17 protein-coding genes are annotated in these 19,806 nt (G+C 38.6%); 4 read left to right on the forward strand and 13 right to left on the reverse strand.

Annotated elements, in window-relative coordinates:
• Positions 1-16: 16 nt before the first annotated feature.
• From WKR92_RS06695 to WKR92_RS06715, 5 genes are read right to left on the reverse strand one after another with little or no spacing between them, the layout of a single operon-like run.
• Positions 17-1,330, reverse strand: coding sequence for an FtsX-like permease family protein (locus WKR92_RS06695; protein WP_375557047.1), 1,314 nt, complete (start codon positions 1,328-1,330; stop codon positions 17-19).
• Complete coding sequence (locus tag WKR92_RS06700; protein WP_375557048.1) at positions 1,236-1,892, reverse strand: MBL fold metallo-hydrolase; 657 nt, start codon at positions 1,890-1,892, stop codon at positions 1,236-1,238. Before WKR92_RS06700 ends, WKR92_RS06695 begins: the two co-directional genes overlap by 95 nt.
• Before the next feature lie 43 nt (positions 1,893-1,935).
• Positions 1,936-2,715, reverse strand: coding sequence for a shikimate dehydrogenase family protein (locus tag WKR92_RS06705; protein ID WP_375557049.1), 780 nt, complete (start codon positions 2,713-2,715; stop codon positions 1,936-1,938).
• 6 nt (positions 2,716-2,721) lie between these two features.
• On the reverse strand, positions 2,722-3,480 hold the full coding sequence (locus WKR92_RS06710; protein ID WP_375557050.1) for a phosphosulfolactate synthase: 759 nt from the start codon (positions 3,478-3,480) through the stop codon (positions 2,722-2,724).
• Positions 3,481-3,533: 53 nt separating this feature from the next.
• On the reverse strand, positions 3,534-4,949 hold the full coding sequence (locus tag WKR92_RS06715; protein ID WP_375557051.1) for a tetratricopeptide repeat protein: 1,416 nt from the start codon (positions 4,947-4,949) through the stop codon (positions 3,534-3,536).
• A 279-nt stretch (positions 4,950-5,228) separates the two neighbouring features.
• Between WKR92_RS06715 and amaB the strand changes: the two genes are divergently transcribed.
• Positions 5,229-6,773, forward strand: coding sequence for an L-piperidine-6-carboxylate dehydrogenase (gene amaB / locus WKR92_RS06720; protein WP_375557052.1), 1,545 nt, complete (start codon positions 5,229-5,231; stop codon positions 6,771-6,773).
• Positions 6,774-6,781: 8 nt separating this feature from the next.
• On the opposite strand, the gene WKR92_RS06725 is transcribed toward amaB, so the two are convergent.
• From WKR92_RS06725 to WKR92_RS06735, 3 genes are all read right to left on the reverse strand, one after another.
• Positions 6,782-7,477 carry a response regulator transcription factor gene (locus WKR92_RS06725; protein ID WP_375557053.1) on the reverse strand — a complete coding sequence of 232 codons (696 nt, stop codon included), beginning with the start codon at positions 7,475-7,477 and terminating at the stop codon, positions 6,782-6,784.
• 10 nt (positions 7,478-7,487) lie between these two features.
• On the reverse strand, positions 7,488-9,296 hold the full coding sequence (locus WKR92_RS06730; protein ID WP_375557054.1) for a sensor histidine kinase: 1,809 nt from the start codon (positions 9,294-9,296) through the stop codon (positions 7,488-7,490).
• Between the two features lie 145 nt (positions 9,297-9,441).
• Positions 9,442-9,819, reverse strand: coding sequence for a DUF3127 domain-containing protein (locus WKR92_RS06735; protein ID WP_375557055.1), 378 nt, complete (start codon positions 9,817-9,819; stop codon positions 9,442-9,444).
• A 74-nt stretch (positions 9,820-9,893) separates the two neighbouring features.
• On the opposite strand from WKR92_RS06735, the gene WKR92_RS06740 reads away from it, so the two are divergent.
• On the forward strand, positions 9,894-11,051 hold the full coding sequence (locus WKR92_RS06740) for a THUMP domain-containing class I SAM-dependent RNA methyltransferase (protein WP_375557056.1): 1,158 nt from the start codon (positions 9,894-9,896) through the stop codon (positions 11,049-11,051).
• A gap of 80 nt (positions 11,052-11,131) precedes the next feature.
• On the opposite strand, the gene rplS is transcribed toward WKR92_RS06740, so the two are convergent.
• The 4 genes from rplS to WKR92_RS06760 all read right to left on the reverse strand — a co-directional run bounded on the left by rplS (position 11,132) and on the right by WKR92_RS06760 (position 13,431).
• Positions 11,132-11,479 carry a 50S ribosomal protein L19 gene (rplS, locus tag WKR92_RS06745; RefSeq protein WP_375557057.1) on the reverse strand — a complete coding sequence of 116 codons (348 nt, stop codon included), beginning with the start codon at positions 11,477-11,479 and terminating at the stop codon, positions 11,132-11,134.
• Positions 11,480-11,593: 114 nt separating this feature from the next.
• Positions 11,594-12,271: a tRNA (guanosine(37)-N1)-methyltransferase TrmD gene (gene trmD, locus WKR92_RS06750; RefSeq protein ID WP_375557965.1), complete on the reverse strand. Its 678-nt coding sequence runs from the start codon at positions 12,269-12,271 to the stop codon at positions 11,594-11,596.
• A 5-nt stretch (positions 12,272-12,276) separates the two neighbouring features.
• Positions 12,277-12,801, reverse strand: a complete 525-nt coding sequence (rimM, locus tag WKR92_RS06755; RefSeq protein WP_375557058.1) for a ribosome maturation factor RimM — start codon at positions 12,799-12,801, stop codon at positions 12,277-12,279.
• 72 nt (positions 12,802-12,873) lie between these two features.
• Entirely contained in the window at positions 12,874-13,431 is a 558-nt protein-coding gene (locus WKR92_RS06760) for a 30S ribosomal protein S16 (RefSeq protein ID WP_375557059.1), read from the reverse strand.
• A gap of 362 nt (positions 13,432-13,793) precedes the next feature.
• Between WKR92_RS06760 and WKR92_RS06765 the strand changes: the two genes are divergently transcribed.
• Complete coding sequence (locus WKR92_RS06765) at positions 13,794-15,971, forward strand: bifunctional alpha,alpha-trehalose-phosphate synthase (UDP-forming)/trehalose-phosphatase (RefSeq protein WP_375557060.1); 2,178 nt, start codon at positions 13,794-13,796, stop codon at positions 15,969-15,971.
• Here WKR92_RS06765 and WKR92_RS06770 read toward each other — a convergent pair.
• Positions 15,968-17,767 carry a glycoside hydrolase family 15 protein gene (locus WKR92_RS06770; protein ID WP_375557061.1) on the reverse strand — a complete coding sequence of 600 codons (1,800 nt, stop codon included), beginning with the start codon at positions 17,765-17,767 and terminating at the stop codon, positions 15,968-15,970. The two genes, WKR92_RS06765 and WKR92_RS06770, sit on opposite strands and share 4 nt — an antisense overlap.
• Before the next feature lie 139 nt (positions 17,768-17,906).
• Between WKR92_RS06770 and WKR92_RS06775 the strand changes: the two genes are divergently transcribed.
• Positions 17,907-19,775 (forward strand): ABC-F family ATP-binding cassette domain-containing protein, encoded by a 1,869-nt coding sequence (locus WKR92_RS06775; RefSeq protein WP_375557062.1) that lies wholly within the window; start codon positions 17,907-17,909, stop codon positions 19,773-19,775.
• The last annotated feature ends 31 nt before the right edge of the window (positions 19,776-19,806 follow it).

The raw sequence follows: 19,806 nt of genomic DNA on the forward strand, positions 1-19,806 counted from the left end.
CCGACCTGTTATGAATTTAAGAAAGCGCTTCTTCCCCTTTGACACTCAAATGGGAAGACACATAAGAAGCAATGAACGCGACGGTTGTCACGGTAGCGAATACCAAAATAAAATCTGTGACCTTAATTGAAATAGGGAAAACACTGGTGACTAACGCAGCCTCGTCCATTTTTATTAGTCCGTATTCCTGCTGTAGAAGACAAAAAGAAAGCCCTAAGATCATGCCCACAACACAGCCCAATAACGATATAAACATACCTTCACTAAAGAATATCTTTTTGATAAAAGAATCACTTGCACCCAAACTTTTTAGCACAGCGATGTCCCTTTTCTTATCTATCACCAACATTGTTAGGGAGCCTATGATGTTGAAAATCGCTATGATCAGAACAAACGTAAGGATAAAGAATATCGCCCACTTTTCAGAGTTTAACACTTTGTAGAGTGTGGGGTTCTGTTGGGCACGATTTTTTATCAAAAACTGATCACCGAAAAGTCGAATTAGGGAACGTTCTATGTACTGAGGGTCCGCATCTTTGTCTACGTATATCTCAACTGCCGACATTCGATCAGGTTCATCTAACACATCTCTAGCAAAAGAAAGCGGAACGATGATTACGTTGTCGAACACAGGCTGCGCCATTAAGATTCCTGCTAGGGGAATAGATCGCAAATTAAATTCTTCAGCAGGATTCAAGGAGTTAATCACACCTTTACGCGGAGAATAGATCGATATCTCTTTTTGATCATTCTTTAAATTAATTCCTAAATAAGCTTGTATTGCTGCACCTACAACAGCATAGTTTGTCTCCTTTTCCTTTAGTACGAATTTGCCTTGGAATAATAGGCTGTCAGCCACTGCCTCAGGGACGGCACGCATATTCTCACCTTTGAGATTAGCTATGTACTGATTTTGTCCGTATCGAAGTAATACTTTTTCCTGAAGCACTTCTGTATAATGTGCAATACCTTCTTGTTGAGATAAATATTCTTCCAAGTCAGCAGGCAATTCAAAAGATTTCCCCACGTTTGGTTCAATTCGGATCTCAGGAGTGAAGCTACTATACATATTCAGAATCAGAAGCTCGAAGCCATTGAACACCGATAAAATAATAATTAATGCTGCACTCCCGATTAATACACCCAAAGTGCTTATTCCCGAAATGATATTGATTGCATTTACGGATTTTTTCGAGAACAAATATCGCTTAGCAATAAATAGGGGAGTATTCATATTATCCTCTAACAAATGGGTTGGTTCTCTTTTCCTGTCCCACTGTAGTCGCTGGACCATGCCCTGGATAAACGATGGTTTCGTCTGGTAAGACATATACGTTTTTCACAATACTTTGTATCAATTGATCGTGATCACCGCCCGGTAAATCTGTTCTTCCAATACTTCCTTTAAACAATACATCTCCTCCGATTAGGAAACCCTGATCTTTATTGTAAAAACACAGGTGCCCTGGTGAGTGCCCTGGTGAGTGCCCTGGTGCAAAAATCAATTCGAGAGAATGATTCCCAAATTCAATACTGCCACTTTCTGGCAAGAAAGTCTCAGAAATAGGGGAGACCTCATAACGTATTCCCATTTGTGGAGCATAGCTCTGAATTTCAGCATACAACGGTATCTCCTTTTCATTAAAATTGGGTAGTAACGTGTATGTATCATAAATTAGCTTATTCCCCAACACGTGATCTATATGGCAATGCGTATTTAGAAGTAACTCTAAATGGATATTATTGTCCTTAATAAAAGTTAAAACTTCCGTTCCCTCTGCAGAATCATACATTCCGGGGTCGATAATCACGCCTGATCCAGTCTCATCATATAACACATATGTATTTTCCTGATAAGGGTTACAAACAAAAGTTTTGATATGAATGCTCATATCACAAAAATACAATAAATATGAACGTTTAGTTAAAAAGAAACTAACTCTGCCAAATTTCCCAATTTTTCTCGGCTTGTAACTCAAGCATTTCCTGACCATTTTTAACCGTTGCACCATTCTCTCGGCCTCTTTTCAGGAACTCGGTTTCTTGGGGGTTATAAATCAAATCATACAATAAATGACGCTCTCCAATTCTATGAAACGGCAAATCCAAATGCTTGTGTACGTCTGGATATGTACCAACCGGTGTTGTATTAATAATTAATGGATGTTTCTGGATTATTGCATCAGACAAATCGCCATATGATAATTGTGAATGAGTTGCCTTTCTCGACACGACTTGATAGTCTATGTCCAGCTTTTTCAGCACGTACATAACGGCTCGAGCAGCTCCTCCATTCCCTAATATGAGCGCTTTGTTATGCTGCTTTTTTAAAAGGGGCTTTAGAGATTCTTCAAAACCAAAGACATCCGTGTTAAAACCTTTTAACCGTATAGGTTCAAGAGAGCATTCACCCGAAAATAGATCGTCTAACGGATTCTTATTTATAATTTTAATACAGTTGACTGCGTTAACCATTTTGGCCTCTGGGCTAATCCAGTCTAAATAATAGAGGATGCCAATTTTATGAGGAATTGTTACATTTAGACCGCACAGATCCGGTTGATTCCTGAGTAAAAGCGGGAACTCGCTCAACCTAGATATAGGATAAAGTTCGTACTGATAGTCAACTAGACCTAATTCTTTGAACTTTTTCGTGTAATATTGCTTGGAAAACGAGTGTCCTAGGGGATGACCGATCAGTCCAAACTTCTTCATCAAAAATTATTTAAGATAATGGCTAAACGTGTCACCACGCAGACCCAATCGAATTGTTTCCAGAGGGATTACCTCGGCTGGTGCAATGTTACCGAGATTAACATTAGCGCCCAAAAGTTTAATAAACCACACCTGTTGTGCCTTTTGAGGTGCTTCAAAAATTATTTTCTCGTAAGGTATCTGAGTTAAAATTTCGTCGATAAGGCCTTGCCGCACCTCCCCACTTTCTCTATAAATGCCAACACTGCCACTTTCTCTCGCTTCTGCTATCAACTTCCAAGAACCTGCCTGAATTTCTGCCTCCATTAATTCTATCCAGCGGTAAGGTGCAATAATCTTTTCCTCGTCTTTCGATCCTACCTCAGAAATAACGGTTACCTGCTTGCTTAATTGATGAATATACTCACATTTTTGTTCATGTGGGATATCGATCGAACCATCTGAAACCTCTGCGTATTCAAGTTTGTACTGGTCGAGAATGCGTCGGTAATCATCAAATTGATTGCGTATAGCAAATGCTTCGAATAATGTACCACCAAAATAAACAGGAACCTTCGCTTCGCGATAAATCGCTAGCTTCTGCTCTAAATTCGGAGTTACGTAAGAAGTAGCCCAGCCTAATTTAACAATGTCGGTATGAGGTTCGGCAACAGACAAGAAATCTTCGACTTGTCTTATTGATAAACCCTTGTCCATTACCATAGTAATGCCTCTTTCCCTAGGTTTATCGCTACGGTCAGGTATATTGTTAAGTTGAAAATTCATGGAGTGCAAATGTCCAAAAAAAAATTGAATAGAAGGAATTATCAGTCAACTAATTAGCCCGATGATTGCTCAGTGTATTTTTTTATGATTTCGATAATGATCTTATTGTCTTGTAATTGAGGAAGATATTCAAATAATATATGGTGTTTTTCAACATTCAAGTTGAGCGCCACATCCAAATAATTCAATGCATCGTTATACTTACCGGCCGCAAACATATAGGCAACCATACGGTAATACAACTCTGCTGCGTCGGGATTGCACTTAATAGCCTCTGAAATAATGCCAATCGCTTCGTCCAATTTGCGTTGTTCATATATAATAGATGAGTAGTCTAACCATGCGTCAACGTCTATTGGATTCAATTCGACGACATGTTGATAGGCTATTTCTGCTTCGGCAATTTGCTTAAGTTTATACTGCGCATCTGCAATAGCAAACCAATAGTCGGGATTAGCCTCGTCCAAATGCAAAGCTTTTCGATAATAATAAAGAGACTCAAAATAACGCGTTTCAAAGTCTAATGTAACTCCTATTCCGAACCATGCGTCAGCAAGCTTGGAATCTAGCTTTACAGCTTTCTTGTAAAATGACCTAGCTAATTGCATTTGATCGAGCTTTTCATAGCACTCACCAATTGCACAATATGTATCCGCATTAGGTGGTTCGAATTCAAAAGTTTCTTTGTAGATAACGATCGCCTCTTCGAATTTGCCTATATTGACTAACGCATTCCCTTTATTGAAATAAGCTGAAGCGAAGTTTTCTCGGATAATAATCGCATAATCATAAGCATCAATTGCCTTTTCATATTGCTCCAATTTATGGTACGCATTTCCGAGGTTATACCAAGCAGCATATGAATAGGGGTCATTATCAATATATTGCAGATAAAAACTAATACTCTCAGCCTGTTTGTCCAAAACGTCATAGCAGAATGCCAATTCGTATAAAGCGTCCTGATTCTCCATGTCGCACTCCAAACTCTTTTTTAGATGGACAATCGCCTCTTCAAAGTCTCCTTTACCTTGCAACATCATCGCTATCTGCAAATGTACTTCGATCGGATTTTCTGCGATATCCATCGCCCGATTGAGTTCGCCCATCGCCTCGTCATATCGCTCAAGGGTACTCAAAACTCCACCACGAATCAAATAAATATCTACTTCGGATGGGTCTAACATTTCGGCCTTATGAAGTGAATCAAATGCTAAATCTATCTTTGATACCAAGATATAGAGTTGAGCTTGCTTGATTAAAAAAGGGACAGCGTAGGGATGTTGATTAACAGCATAATCAACGACCTGAAGCGCCTTTATGGGGTCGTTTTTCTCAATATAAAAATCGATAATTCCCTCAAACGCCTGTGAATCAAAAAAATACTGATCTTTATTACGAATCATTTCTTCGTATCTCTCAACCGAAAATTTTGGATCTTCGGAAAAATCAAAATCATAATTTTCTTCCATGTTACACTATTTAAGAACTCGACTATACAGTATATTAATTACACTTTATACAATCAAATTAACGGATTTGAACATATCCACCAACTTATTTTGTTCACAAATTTCATTTCGTTACTGCAAAAAGCTAACTATCAATAACTTATTCCTGACAGAATGTCTAAAACTTATACATATTCCATAAATGTAGTGGAGGAGTCTGCTAGAGAGTTATTATGACAGCCTACAAAAGTATGAAATTAATTGTATATTTCGATATCCAAAAACCATATACTAACAGATATGACGACCAAAATACATTCAGTAATTGAAAGATTAGGAATTTCTCCCATCAATCCATCATGGAGTACGGGGAAAAATGACGACATCAATGTGTCGTCGAAGAAGATAACAAGTGTTTCTCCAGTAGATATGCAGGATATTGCATCAGTAGGTGTAATTAGTGACGATGACTTTGAAAAGGTAATAAGAACGGCGAAAGCCGCTTATACTATATGGAGAGACATCCCCGCTCCCCAACGGGGGCAGGTGTTACGAGATTTCGGAGACACTCTGCGTAAACACAAGAAAGATCTAGGAACGTTGGTTTCTTACGAAATGGGGAAAAGCTTGCAAGAGGGGTATGGAGAGGTACAGGAAATGATCGACATATGTGATTTCGCGGTAGGCTTAAGCCGACAATTATATGGTTTAACCATTCACTCGGAGCGACCTAATCATCGGATGTATGAACAATGGCATCCATTAGGTATCGTGGGCATTATATCGGCCTTTAATTTTCCAGTCGCTGTATGGAGCTGGAATGCAGCACTTGCATTGGTTTGTGGCAATGTATGTTTATGGAAACCGTCTGAAAAAACGCCCATATCAGCAGTGGTTTGCCAAAAACTACTAAGTTCAGTTCTTCAAAACCATGAATTACCGGATGGTATCAGTAACCTCATACATGGAGGAGCGGAAATTGGCTCTAAAATGACTAATGATAGTCGTATAGCACTCATTTCAGCGACAGGCAGCACTAAAATGGGAAAGGCAGTTGCCACCGCCGTAGCTGCTCGTTTAGGGAAAACTATATTAGAGCTTGGCGGAAATAACGCTATGATTATTACCGCGGACGCGGATTTAGATACTGCACTTCCAGCAGCTGTATTTGGAGCCGTAGGTACCGCTGGCCAGAGATGCACATCGACACGAAGGCTGATAATACATGAAGACGTATATGAAGAGTTCAAAAAGAAGCTTGTCGGTGCATATAAGCAAATCAACATCGGGAATCCATTGGACGAGAATAACCATATGGGTCCATTAATCGATAAAGATGCAATACAGTCATACCTAAACACTATCGAGGCGATAAAAACTGAGGGAGGATCTTTTTTAGTTGAAGGAAAAGTGTTTAAACCAACCGAACTGGGTTCCGACACGTATGTCCAACCTTGTATTGCGGAAGTCGATCCCTCTTTCGACATAATTAAAACAGAAACATTTGCTCCCATTTTGTATATCATGAAATACAAAACATTAGATGAAGCCATACAGATTCAAAACAATGTTCCGCAAGGGCTTTCTTCTTCTATCATGACATTGAACCTACGAGAGGCTGAGGTCTTTCTTTCACACAAAGGGTCCGACTGTGGAATAGCGAACGTTAATATCGGTACATCCGGTGCGGAAATTGGTGGTGCTTTTGGCGGGGAGAAAGAAACAGGTGGTGGCCGAGAATCAGGAACCGAATCGTGGAAGGCCTATATGCGCAGACAAACTAATACAATCAACTACTCGAAGGAAATACCATTAGCTCAGGGGATAAAGTTCGATCTCAGCTAGGTCCTGATTTAGCTGACGATTAGCTTATAACCTTTCCCGTGAACATTCACTATTTCCACATTAGGATCTGCTCTCAAATATTTACGCAGTTTACTTAGGAACACGTCCATGCTCCGTCCATTGAAGTAGTTATCATCATGCCAGATTTTTATTAAGGCTTCTTCTCTTGTCAACACATCATTTTTACGCAAACAAAGCATTTGTAATAACTCCGCTTCTTTGGTTGATAACTTTTGGTGTTCACCGTTTCTTGTTATTAACTGAGAAACGAAATCAAAATCATATGAGCCAATTTTGAAATTCGTCGGCGTTGGCTCCTTCGCCTCTGCCTCTTTATTGGACGCCCGCTTCATCAGAGCATTGATTCGTAATAGCAACTCCTCAACACGGAATGGTTTAGTTATATAATCATCACCTCCTAGGCCAAAGGCGATCGACTTATCTTCCATCATACCTTTCGCAGTAGCGAAAATGATCGGAATGCTTTCGTCTAACTTCCGTATTTCCTTTCCTAAAGTGAATCCATCCTTTTTGGGCATCATTACGTCGAGTATACATAAATCAAAGGATTCGCGACTAAATGTCCTCAACGCATCCTCACCATCTACCGATAGCGTAACTTCAAACTTACCTTTCAATTCCAGATATTCTTTCAGGATATCTCCTAGGTTCGGGTCATCTTCTGCCAATAAAATCTTAGTCATGATACGATAATTAGTTATATAAAGGTAAGGTTATTTCGAATTCCGCTCCACGGTGGAGTTCACTTTTAACTTTAATACTGCCTCCAAGTCTCTTTATAATATCTTGTACATAACTCAAGCCAAGACCAAAACCCTTGACGTTGTGAACATTACCCGTAGGTATCCGATAAAATTGATCGAAAATTTTTGACAGCTGATCTTTGCTCATACCGATGCCATTGTCTTTAAAATAGATCAATAATTTTTTAGCGTGACTAACCGTTCGAATGTTAATGAAAGGCTCACCTTCTGAATATTTAATTGAATTATCAATCAGATTGAATATCACGTTAGAAAAATGAAGTTCATCTCCCAACACTGTAGATTCTATTGCTGCCAAGTCTAAGTTGATCGTCACGTTCTTTTTTTGAAGCTGAAGACTCATACTATCGGTTACCGTTGATATCAGTTCGTTCATATTAATAGGCTCTGATTCTAGACTAAGATCTCCTTTTTCAATTCGTGCGATATTCAACACACGTTCAATATGGTTCCCTAAACGTACATTTTCATCATAAATTATCCCAGCCAATCTTTTAACCCTACCTCCATCCAAAGAAATTTCTGGATCTTTCAGTGACTCACTTGCAATCATAATCGTGGCTACCGGCGTCTTAAACTCATGGGTCATATTATTCATAAAATCACTTTTCATTTCAGAAAGCTTCTTTTGCTTAATAATCGAAAGAATAGTATAAGCGAAACATCCGATTAAAACTAAAAGTAAAGCGACTGAAGACGCTAGCATAATCTTCATGTTGCCGAGTAGCAAAGAGGACTTTTTGGGGAAGTAGACTGAAAGTACCGCGCCTTCACTTGCCATATCATTCGGAAATAATACAGTTTGGTAAGTTGCTCCCGACTCAGAAGCGAAGTCGACACTAGCGAATTTAAAAATAACTGAATCCGTAGAATTATTATTGATCTTAAAATCAAAGTCCAAATGTATATCTCTAAGGTCAAGCTCCTTGCGTAGCTCTTCATGCATAAAATCAGGATCGATACGTTGGCTGATTGACTTTTTTGACCTTTCAAACTCATTTGCAAGATCTTTAAGTGCAGAGCCATCGCCATTCGTACTTGCTTTTATTGAATCCATATAAATGCTTGCAGCACGCATTTTAGCTTCATGTTCAAGTCTTCTAATTTCCTGTTCAAGCTTAGCATCCACTCGCGGGGGCAAAGAAATAACAAACTCACCAACTACAGGATCTACAACAAAGTAACGGACGCTATCATCCTTTGCCTTCTTGACGACTTTTGCCTTTCGATCCGAATAAATTCCCCATTCTTGTTGTTGAAATGCATTACCCTTCTCATCATAAGCCGTTTGAATCGTAATCTCGTATTTAACATGATTGCGGAATGCAGGATCCTTCATATAGGTTTCATAGAAACTGTTATCTAATAAAACAGCGCCTGGGTAGCGTCGCTTCACTTGTTGTTCTAATGCTTTGAATTCTGAATTCAATTGCTGCCGCTTCATGCGCATCCGGTTAGCATACTCTAGCGACTTTTGATGTTCTGAAGATTTCTGTGCTTGTTGCTCCTTTGTTCGCCTAATTCGATTCTCATGCATCTCCTTTTCGTTCAAGAAGCGAAGGGCTTCATCTTTTTCAGCCTTCAATGCTACCGTGTTAAGTGCCGCCATTACGGACTCATCGAACAGCTGTGCCTTCAAATTAAAAGATTGTCTTATAAAATAAAACTGCATAGCCATAACTCCCAGTAGGGCAATCGCCATCAAGCCTATTATAAGACTGATACTTCTTTTATTCATATAACAAAAATACAGAAGCAAAAAGTGTTTAACATGCTTTTAACATAATTTAACACCTTAAACGCTTATTTCTTTTTAACAATTTCTGAAAAAAGAAAACGGCCCCATCCTGCGAAGGGGCCGACCAAATTTCTTCAATATCGATCTAAAAAGGAAGATCATCGTCGTCGTTATCTGACGAGATGTCCACAGGAGGAGCTGAAGGAGGTTGATTCTGATAGCTTGCATCAGCAGGCTGACTCGTAGCGGCTTTATTTACTCTCCAAGCAACTAACGAGTTGAAATAGCTCGTCACGCCTTCTTTATTCGTCCAAGGTCTGCCTCGTAAATTAAATGAAACAGTCACTTCATCCCCCGGATTCAGATTGTCAAACAAATTTACTCGATCTTGTGTCGCCTCGAACTTTATATATTCAACAAATTGCGGATTTTCAGCATACTGCACTACTAAATCACGTTTCTTAAATGTATCGGTTACTTGCTGCACCTGACCAATTTCATGTACTTTTCCGGTAATTTCCATACTATTAAATATTAATAAACTGTAAAAATAAGGAATTTAAGTTACAATAATCTGTACCTTCGTATAATATATCTATGCAAGTTTTCAACAGTACATCTAAGGTTATTATAACCTGTAACAAAAGATTAGCACCCTATCTTTCACAAGAGGTAGAAGAGCTTGGCTTCAAAATTATACGTGCCTTTTCCACAGGTATAGAATTAAATGCTAGTGTCAATGACTGCATAAGGCTAAATCTCAACTTACGTTGTGCTAGTCAAATCTTATATTCAATAAAAAGCTTCCAAGCGCAAAATGCGGATGAAGTATATCGTGAAGTCGCATCCATTGCTTGGGAGGATTTAATTGATTTTAACGGTTACGTTTCGATCAATTCCAATGTTAACAATGACACAATAACGACACCTTTGTTCGCTAATCTAAAAGTTAAAGATGCCATTGCTGATCGAATAAAAGCTAGAAAAGGCCTACGCCCTGATAGCGGACCAGAGTTACACAGAACAGTCATTCATTTATATTGGCAGGAAAACTTGGCGGAAATATTCATTGATACTTCTGGCGAAACGCTGGCAAAGCATTCTTATCGCAAGCACCCCGGGAAAGCTCCTATGCTCGAAGCCCTTGCTTCGGGTGTTGTATACGCCCTCAAGTGGGATAAAAACTCTCCCTTTATCAATCCAATGTGCGGATCAGGAACTTTGGCTATCGAGGCAGCACTAATCGCGACCAATCGAAAACCTGGCCTTTTTAGAATGAATTACGGATTTATGCACATCTTAGGTTACGACGAAGAAGTATTTTTCGAAGCACGTCGTGCACTAAAGTCTGATATTGATAAAGCAAAGTCTATAAAAATAATCGCTAGTGATATTTCCAAGGAGGCGATTGAAATAGCACGTAAGAATGCTAAGACGGCAGGGGTGGATCAACTTATCGATTTTCAAATAGGAGACTTCAGAACAACAACAATTGACCCTTCTCCTGGTGTAGTTATCTTTAATCCAGAATACGGAGATCGGCTAGGGGTGCATTCTAAATTAGAGCTAACCTACCGAGCTATGGGCGACTTCCTAAAGCAATCGTGTAAGGGGTACATGGGATATATTTTCACGGGAAATCCAATTCTAGCAAAAAAAATTGGTCTGCGCGCATCTAGAAAGACCGAATTCTATAACGGAAAATTGGATTGTCGACTGCTTGAATATGAGTTATACGAGGGGTCAAAACGCTAACTTTTATGAATTCCCCCGAATAATAAAGCAGCCCGATGGAATCACTCTATCGGGCTGCTTTATTATTTGACAGAAGTCGTTTAAATTCGTTTTGATTTAATACGAGCTGCCTTACCAGTAAGACCTCGCAGATAATATATTTTAGAGCGACGAACCTTTCCAAAGCTATTAATCACAATTTTCTCAATATTAGGAGAATTTATTGGAAAAATACGTTCTACACCAACACCATTAGACATTTTTCGAACTGTGAATGTTTCACTCGTTCCTACACTGTTGCGTTGTATAACGACACCTTGATAAATCTGAACACGTTCTTTATTTCCTTCACGTATTTTATAGTGAACACTTATGGTGTCACCTGCCTTAAATGCGGGAACTTCATTTCTTGTTACCGCTTGCTCTTCTACAAACTTTACTAAATCCATGATTTCAAGTAATTAATGACGATTTTTAACCCGTAAAAATCGGATTGCAATATTAGTTAATTTATTTTAATTTTTAAACACTTATTTTAAAATAATTGAACCCTAAAAAAATGCTCAACTATCTAATAAATCGGGTCTACGTTCTTTTGTCCGAATGACTGATTGTTCATACCGCCAATTTTCAATGGCAGCCTGATTCCCACTCAACAAGATATCCGGAACCTTGTGACCTTCCCATTCAGCCGGCCTGGTATATACAGGTCCATCTAGCAGTCCTCCTTGGAAAGAATCAGACAGCGCCGATGTTTCATCAGAGAGAACGCCTGGAATTATTCTTACGACTGAATCGACAAGGATAGCCGCTGGTAACTCTCCACCAGAAACCACATAGTCTCCAATTGAAATTTCTCTGCTGACATATACGTCTCTTATCCTTTGATCTATCCCTTTATAATGTCCACATAAAATGATCATATTTTTATATCCCGAAAGCTCATTGGCCGTATCTTGCTTAAATTGTTCTCCGTCCGGTGTCATAAAGACAACTTCATCGTATATTCGTTCCGCTTTTAGCATATCGATACAATTTGCAAACGGCTGGATAGTCATAACCATTCCACTCCCTCCACCATATGGATAGTCATCTACGCTTTTATGTTTATTGTCAGAATAATCACGCAAATTATGTATAAAGATTTCCGCCAAACCCTTACTTTGAGCTCTCTTCAATATAGAATGAGAAAAAGGACCTTCTAAGAGCCCTGGCAAGACCGTTATGATATCGAACCTCATCATATTTAATCAAGATAAATATCTACCAACCCATCAGGTAAACTAATGTATAGCTTCTTACGTTCCTCGTCAATCTCAATAATGAAATCGTCACTGAGTGGAAACATAACTGGTTTTGAATTTATTATAACTGTTGCGATAAATTGTTGTGGAAATTCGTCTATTTGAGTTATCTCGCCGAGTTTGCCTCGATTTGTTTCAATTGCTTCAAAACCTTTCAGATCCTCCATATAGAATTCGCTATCATCTCTAATCGGCTTTTTTTCGTTCGATTGAAAAACACGCTTACGAACTAAATCCTGTGCCTTATCGATATGGTCAACATCCTCTAGAAAAAAATATCCGGTTTGATTAGCTAGGAGACGATACGAATCAATAAAAAAAGGAACTAATTGACGATCTATCTCAATATAGAATGAATCAAGCTCAAGAGACTCAGGATCATCAAAATCAAAAAACAACTGAAGTTCTCCCTTTAAGCCACGGGTCTTTGTAAAATAGCCGATGTTGAAATAACCTTTATGATCCATTCTATATAAAAAAAATGTCATCCTTAAGAAATACTCTCTTAGAATGACATTTATTCCTAATTATCAAAATGCTTATTCCTCGTTAGGCGTTTCTTCAGATGCCGGATCTTCAACTTCAGTACTCACTTCATCCGCAACCTCTTCCGTTGTTTCTTCTGACTCTTCAGCTGGCGGCGTATTTTTAGCAACTATAGCTGCTGCTTTGGCTTCCTTCTTTTTAGATTCTGCAGCTAACGCAGATTTCTTTGACTCGGAAGTAGCATCAGCAATATTTTTCTTTTTATTGTTTATTTGCTCTTCTTTACCAGCCAGCCATTCTTGGAATCGTGCATCTGCAGTCGCTTCATCAAAGGCACCTTTCTTCACTCCTCCCATAAGATGCTTTTTATAAAGCACGCCTCTATAGGACAGAATAGCACGAGCAGTATCCGTTGGTTGTGCCCCTTTATTTAACCAATCTAATGTTTTATCAAAATCGATAGAAACCGTAGCAGGATTGGTATTAGGATTATATGAACCTAAACGTTCAATAAATTTGCCGTCTCTCGGTGCACGAGAGTCTGCTACTACTACATGGTAAAATGGTTTTCCCTTCTTACCAAATCTTTGCAATCTTATTTTAGTTGCCATTTTAAATAATTTATGTATCCAACATATTCCCGGAGCTGCATGCTGCGGGGCTGCAAAGATATTAATATTCAACGAGAAAAATAAAATTTTATCGTGAAATAAGTTTTTTGTTTATCTCAGCCGAATTAACAAATAAAACCAGCCAATTAAAGCTCCGACGGCGGCAAGCCAGCCGAGCCAAGCCTTCACAGTGGTCGGTATTTGATGAAACGCTTTTCTACACAGATATACACCTATTAAGGTTATCAAAACGCATATGATCATAAACCGCATATGCAAAAATGTACATTTTGATTCATAAATCACATATTTTCAAACAATTTTCCATATATTCTGTCAATTATACATATAAATTAGAAGACGTGAGCAAAACAATTATTGTATCAAATAGATTACCTGTAAAAATCAGTCGAGGTGATTCACGATTGGAGTTTAGTCCAAGTGAGGGTGGGCTTGCAACAGGCTTAGGGTCAATATACAAGGAACAAGGTAATATATGGATCGGTTGGCCTGGAATGGTAGTCGAGGAAGATATAAAAGGATTTGTTAGCGAAAAATTAAAAGAGTTAAACCTAGTTCCTGTTTTCTTAACAGAAGAAGATATTACCGGCTATTACGAGGGTTTTTCCAATGAGGTATTATGGCCCGTATTCCATTACATATCAACCTATGCACGCTTTGACCTAGATAAATGGGAATCATATAAAAATGTAAACCAAAAGTTCGCTCAGATTATATCGCAGTACATAGAGCCCGGTGATACCGTGTGGGTACATGATTACCAGTTGCTGCTTCTACCCAACATAATCCGGGAACAATTCCCAGAAGTATCTATAGCTTTTTTTCAGCATATCCCTTTCCCGTCACAAGAGTTATTTCGGATGATTCCATGGAGGAAAGAATTACTGTCAGGTATTCTAGGCGCTGACCTTGTTGGATTCCATACGTATGACGATGTTCGCCACTTTATTAGTGCAGCTACGCAATTACTAGACCTGCATATCGACGGAAGTATTATTAGGATGGATGAGCGGGCCATAGCTGTAGAGCCTTTCCCTATGGGTATAGATAGCCGTAAATTCTCAGAGCTATCCGAGTCAAACAATGTTAAAGAGATAGAAAACCGTATAAAATCTTCTTATAAAAATCAAAGGATACTACTTTCTATTGACCGACTCGACTATAGCAAGGGAATAATACAACGACTAGAGGCCTACCACCAATTCTTAGAAGATAACTCCGAATACCATGAGAAGGTTGTTTTATTTATGATCGTTGTACCTTCCAGGGATAATGTTCTTGAGTATCAAAGACTAAAAGACGAAGTGGATCGACTCGTGGGAAATATCAACTCTCAACACGGGAAATACGATTGGACCCCAGTTGCCTATTTTTACAATAGTTTCCCTATTGAATACCTTTCCGCTTTATACAATATTGCTGACGTTTGCTTGGTTACTTCAATGCGTGATGGAATGAATTTGGTGTGTAAAGAATATATTGCTAGCAGAAATGACAATACAGGAGTTCTCATCTTAAGTGAAATGGCCGGAGCGTCTAAAGAACTAAATGATGCTCTCATAATCAACCCAAACAATCTACACGAAGTTAAAGATGCGCTGGTCGAAGCACTTAATATGCCTGAAGAGGAAATGAGGGACCGTATGTCAACCATGCGGGAGCTCATCTTCAAATACAACATTGATCATTGGGTTAAAATCTACATGGCACGACTCTCGGAACTGATCGAAATTAAGACTTCGATGAAAACACGTTTGGTTAAAGAACAACTTCGAAATGAGATTGCTCAACTTTATAATCAAGCATCAAAACGTCTCATTCTATTGGATTACGATGGAACGTTGGTAGGGTTCAAAAAACAAATTGACTTGGCATCACCGGATCGAGATTTACTTGAATTACTAGACAAATTTATAACAGATAAGAAAAATACGACGACAATCATCAGTGGTAGAAAACACCAAACATTAGAAAAATGGTTCGGAAGCAGAGCCTTGTACCTTGTTGCTGAACACGGGGCATGGACAAAAGATATAAATACAGCATGGAAAAAGAAACAAGGTCTTTCTGATTCTTGGAAAGAAGAAGTACACCAGCTTATGGATGATTTCTGTGATCGCACCCCAGGCTCCTTCATCGAAGAAAAAAGTTATTCTTTAGTATGGCACTATCGAAAAGTACAAAAAGGACTCGGACCATTACGAGCTAATAATCTAATGGATAATTTACGGTACATTATTCCTAGCTACGGACTGCAATTATTAAACGGAGATAAGGTTGTAGAAGTCAAACAATCCGAGGTTAATAAAGGAAAAGCAGCCTTGCAACTGTTGGAAAAAGAAAAATTCGATTTTATTCTCGCGATCGGAGACGACTATACGGATGAAGACACCTTTAAAGTATTACCTGATAGTGCAATTACAATTAAGGTGGGAAATCACCTGTCGTCAGCACGTTTTTCCATAAAAAACCAATTAGAAGTTCGCGCTTTTCTTAAAAGCTTGGTCACATCTAGTTAGGTTTGATTCAAAAGGAAGGAAGGTTGATCTAACTTTTGTGAAATACGATATGCTGCATTCATTAGACCCACATGGCTATAAGCCTGTGGGAAATTGCCCCATTGGCTTCCGTCTTGTTCATCAATATCTTCACTAAATAACATCAAATGATTCCCGTAACTTAGCAATCGCTCAAACGTTTCTTGGGCTTCATCAATTCGACCTACGCTCGCAAGAGCCTCCACATACCAAAAAGCACAGATCAAAAAAGTTGTTTTTGGTTTACCAAAATCATCCGCGTGGAGATAACGGTAAAAAAGTCCTTCGGGCGTTTTTAATTCGCTTTCTAAGGCCTTAAGGTGATCTCTTGCACGTTGGGAATTCGGATCAAGATAATTCATCATAATTAATTGAAGTGTGCTAGCATCTAAGTGGGGACTCCCCACTGCATGCGTATAAACTTTTCGCTCTTCATCGTAGCAAGCTTCGATATATTTTTTTGCTCGGTCAATCAATCTTTTTGCTCGATCCTGAACTTCCTTATTGCCAATCAGTAACGCAATTTTCAGAGCAGCGTGACTGCCTGCCCATTGAAACAAATTACTATAGCAATGTTGGTTTGCAAAATTTCTGAACTCCCACAGCCCGGCATCTTCTTCATCAATTGTTCTTTCAATTTTATCCAGTAAGAAGGATACCCAGCGACTTGAGTCTGTACGTTCTTTAAAAACGAAACGATAATCGGTATATAATGGCAATACAGACAACATAGCTTGGCCATACACATCATTTTGAACATGTTCGTAAGCTTGGTTTCCAATTCGTACAGGCTGATTGTTCATATAACCTTTAAGGTGTGGCAAGGTTGTTTCGGTCAATATTTTAGCACCAGAGATACTATATAGCGGCTGAAATCTACCTTGTTCTTCATATGAAATATTAGCGATATAAGAAGCATACCGTTCCATTTCTTCGAAATGTCCGATATGGTTTAGTGCTGTTAATATATAAAAACTGTCTCGCAACCAACAGTATCGATAATCCCAATTTCGCCCTCCTCCGTCAAATTCTGGCAAACTAGTGGTTCCCGCCGCAATAATAGCACCGGTGTCCTCAAATTGATGAATCTTCAACGCTAGAGACGAACGGATGACTACCTTTTGATAAATCGGAGCTATTGTCGAGTGTTTTATCCAGAGACGCCAATAATTAATTGTCTCACGAAGAAAACGCTCTGCCGTACTTACTATTGGTGCTTCGAGAGGCACACCATACGTAAGAAAAATATAACGTGGTTCTGTTAATACAAATGCTTGTTCTTCCAATAAGTTCGTTACTGGAATATCTGTCGTAAGACGTATCGGTTCTGGCCCACCATGGAATTCGATATGATTACTTCCCCGATGCGTTGTGAGTTCCGTTTGCCCATAATTATAAGTGGGACGGCAACTAACTTTTATTTTAGGATTTCCCTCAATTGCTTCAATCTTACGAATTAACATTAACGGTTTAAAATAACGATCATATTGTTTAAATCGCGGACAGAAATCCGTTACACGATACGTACCATCGGATGCAGTTATTTCGGTCCGTAAGACGTTTGTGTTCTCTATATAATACTGGTCAGATTCAAAATCACCATGCTGTGGTTTAATCGAAAACGTGCCCCCACGTTCTTCATCGAGCATATTTCCAAAAACAAAAGAGCTATCGAACCGGGGCCAACATAACCAGGAAATATCCGTATTCTTATTTACATAGGCTAGAAATGCACAATTCCCGATAATTCCACTTTCGTAGGTCTTTCTTTTATTCATAATGGATTCTATTATAATGAAGTGTTTATATCACTCATTTTCGTCCAAATATCATGCCTCCAAATGAAATTTGTATTTTTGTAGAAAATAAATAATGAAGAGTTGTTATAATACGGCTTTTTATTTTAATAATAAAGATGTGAGTATACTTTCAACCGAGAAATTAGGTCATACATATGGTGATCGCTGGCTATTTCAAGATGTCTCTTTCGGCGTTCGACAAGGCGATCGAGTAGCTCTCGTGGGGGCCAATGGGACTGGAAAGTCGACGCTCCTAAAAATAATTGCAGGAAAAGAAGAAGCTAAGCAAGGAAAAGTTGTAACCGAGCGCGATTTATCGATTGGATATTTAGACCAAAATCCTGATTTTCAATCATTTAGTGATATAAACAGCTTTGTATTCAATGCCGAGAATGAACAGCAAAAACTGATCAGTCAGTATGAACGATTAATCAATAGCGACACTATTGATGAAAAAAAGCTCACAGATATTACCGATAAATTAAGTGCGTCGAACGCTTGGGAATATGAATATCAAATTAAAACAATTCTCGGCAGGCTTGGCATTACAGACCTCAACCAAAAAATTGAAAACCTTTCCGGAGGACAACAAAAAAGACTAGCATTGGCTAGGCTTTTAATTAATGAACCTGACGTATATATTTTAGACGAACCAACAAACCATCTCGACATAGAAACTATAGAATGGCTGGAAACTTTGTTGACATCCAATCAAAAAACAATTATTTTCGTAAGTCATGACCGTTACTTTCTAAATAATATATGCACGGAAATTCGCGAATTAGAAGATGGTGTAATCTATACCCATCATGGAAAATATGATCAATTTTTACAAAGCAAAGCCGAACGCGAAACAACGGAAGCTCTCACTCTGCAAAAAAATCGAAACTTATTAAAAAAAGAGTTAGAATGGATGAGACGGCAGCCACAAGCACGTGGCACTAAATCAAAAGCCAGAATCGAAGCATTCTACGATTTGGAGGACAGCACAAGGAATAAAAAATCACAAGACCCGTTAAAGCTCTCCGTCGAAATATCGAGACAAGGAGGGAAGATATTAGAGATCGAAAACGTCTACAAATCATTTGGTGGGCGACATATAATTAATGGTTTTAATTATGTGTTTAAAAAAGGGGATCGCATAGGCCTCGCTGGAAGAAACGGTACCGGAAAGTCAACTTTTCTAAACTTGATTACAGAAGAACTCCAACCGGATCAAGGTTCTATCAGCGTTGGCATGACTACCGTTTTTGGCTATTATCATCAACTAGGCTTACAATTACCGGAGGAAGTTCGAGTGATCGATATCGTAAAAAGAGTTGGAGAATTTATCAAAATGGGAAATGGCGAAGAAATCAGTGCTTCTCAACTGCTAACGCGATTTCTTTTTCCACCAGAAAAACAGTATGGGTTCGTAAATAAATTAAGCGGTGGAGAGAGAAAAAGACTGCAACTCCTTCAAATATTAATGAGGAACCCAAACTTTTTAATTCTCGATGAACCATCGAATGATCTGGATATTAACACACTCAATATACTAGAAGAATTTTTAGAATTGTATGAGGGTGTATTATTACTTGTGTCGCACGACCGCTATTTGCTCGACAAGTTAACAGACCAATTATTTATATTTACCGAGTCACCGGAAATTCAGATCTATAATGGCAACTACTCCGATTTTAAATCGGAGCAGTTACTCCAAGAAAAAAGTGAAAAAACAGAAAAGCGGAAAGCAACGGAATCGCACCAAGAGAAGGCAGCTATAGGTAGTCAACAAAAAAGAACTTTTAAAGAAAAAAAAGAACTTGAATCTCTTGAGCTTTCAATTCCTGAAATTGATTCCGAAATTAAGCGCTTAACAAAAGAAATGAACGAAATTTCAGACCACGAAGCGTTAATGAAGTTAGCTGATGAAATCAAAAATCTTACGGTTCAACTATCAGTGAAAGAAGATCGTTGGATCGAACTAATAGATAAAGAAAACTAATGTTCCACGTGAAACATTACAAATAGTGAGT

This window comes from Albibacterium profundi (assembly GCF_042159835.1).
GTDB lineage: Bacteria > Bacteroidota > Bacteroidia > Sphingobacteriales > Sphingobacteriaceae > Albibacterium > Albibacterium profundi.

Bases quoted from the DNA above. Each gene is read 5' to 3' on its own strand.
- WKR92_RS06695 (WP_375557047.1), bottom strand. From the start codon at position 1,330: ATGTCTTACCAGACGAAACCATCGTTTATCCAGGGCATGGTCCAGCGA.
- WKR92_RS06700 (WP_375557048.1), bottom strand. From the start codon at position 1,892: ATGAGCATTCATATCAAAACTTTTGTTTGTAACCCTTATCAGGAAAAT.
- WKR92_RS06705 (WP_375557049.1), bottom strand. From the start codon at position 2,715: ATGAAGAAGTTTGGACTGATCGGTCATCCCCTAGGACACTCGTTTTCC.
- WKR92_RS06710 (WP_375557050.1), bottom strand. From the start codon at position 3,480: ATGAATTTTCAACTTAACAATATACCTGACCGTAGCGATAAACCTAGG.
- WKR92_RS06715 (WP_375557051.1), bottom strand. From the start codon at position 4,949: ATGGAAGAAAATTATGATTTTGATTTTTCCGAAGATCCAAAATTTTCG.
- amaB (WP_375557052.1), top strand. From the start codon at position 5,229: ATGACGACCAAAATACATTCAGTAATTGAAAGATTAGGAATTTCTCCC.
- WKR92_RS06725 (WP_375557053.1), bottom strand. From the start codon at position 7,477: ATGACTAAGATTTTATTGGCAGAAGATGACCCGAACCTAGGAGATATC.
- WKR92_RS06730 (WP_375557054.1), bottom strand. From the start codon at position 9,296: ATGAATAAAAGAAGTATCAGTCTTATAATAGGCTTGATGGCGATTGCC.
- WKR92_RS06735 (WP_375557055.1), bottom strand. From the start codon at position 9,819: ATGGAAATTACCGGAAAAGTACATGAAATTGGTCAGGTGCAGCAAGTA.
- WKR92_RS06740 (WP_375557056.1), top strand. From the start codon at position 9,894: ATGCAAGTTTTCAACAGTACATCTAAGGTTATTATAACCTGTAACAAA.
- rplS (WP_375557057.1), bottom strand. From the start codon at position 11,479: ATGGATTTAGTAAAGTTTGTAGAAGAGCAAGCGGTAACAAGAAATGAA.
- trmD (WP_375557965.1), bottom strand. From the start codon at position 12,271: ATGAGGTTCGATATCATAACGGTCTTGCCAGGGCTCTTAGAAGGTCCT.
- rimM (WP_375557058.1), bottom strand. From the start codon at position 12,801: ATGGATCATAAAGGTTATTTCAACATCGGCTATTTTACAAAGACCCGT.
- WKR92_RS06760 (WP_375557059.1), bottom strand. From the start codon at position 13,431: ATGGCAACTAAAATAAGATTGCAAAGATTTGGTAAGAAGGGAAAACCA.
- WKR92_RS06770 (WP_375557061.1), bottom strand. From the start codon at position 17,767: ATGAATAAAAGAAAGACCTACGAAAGTGGAATTATCGGGAATTGTGCA.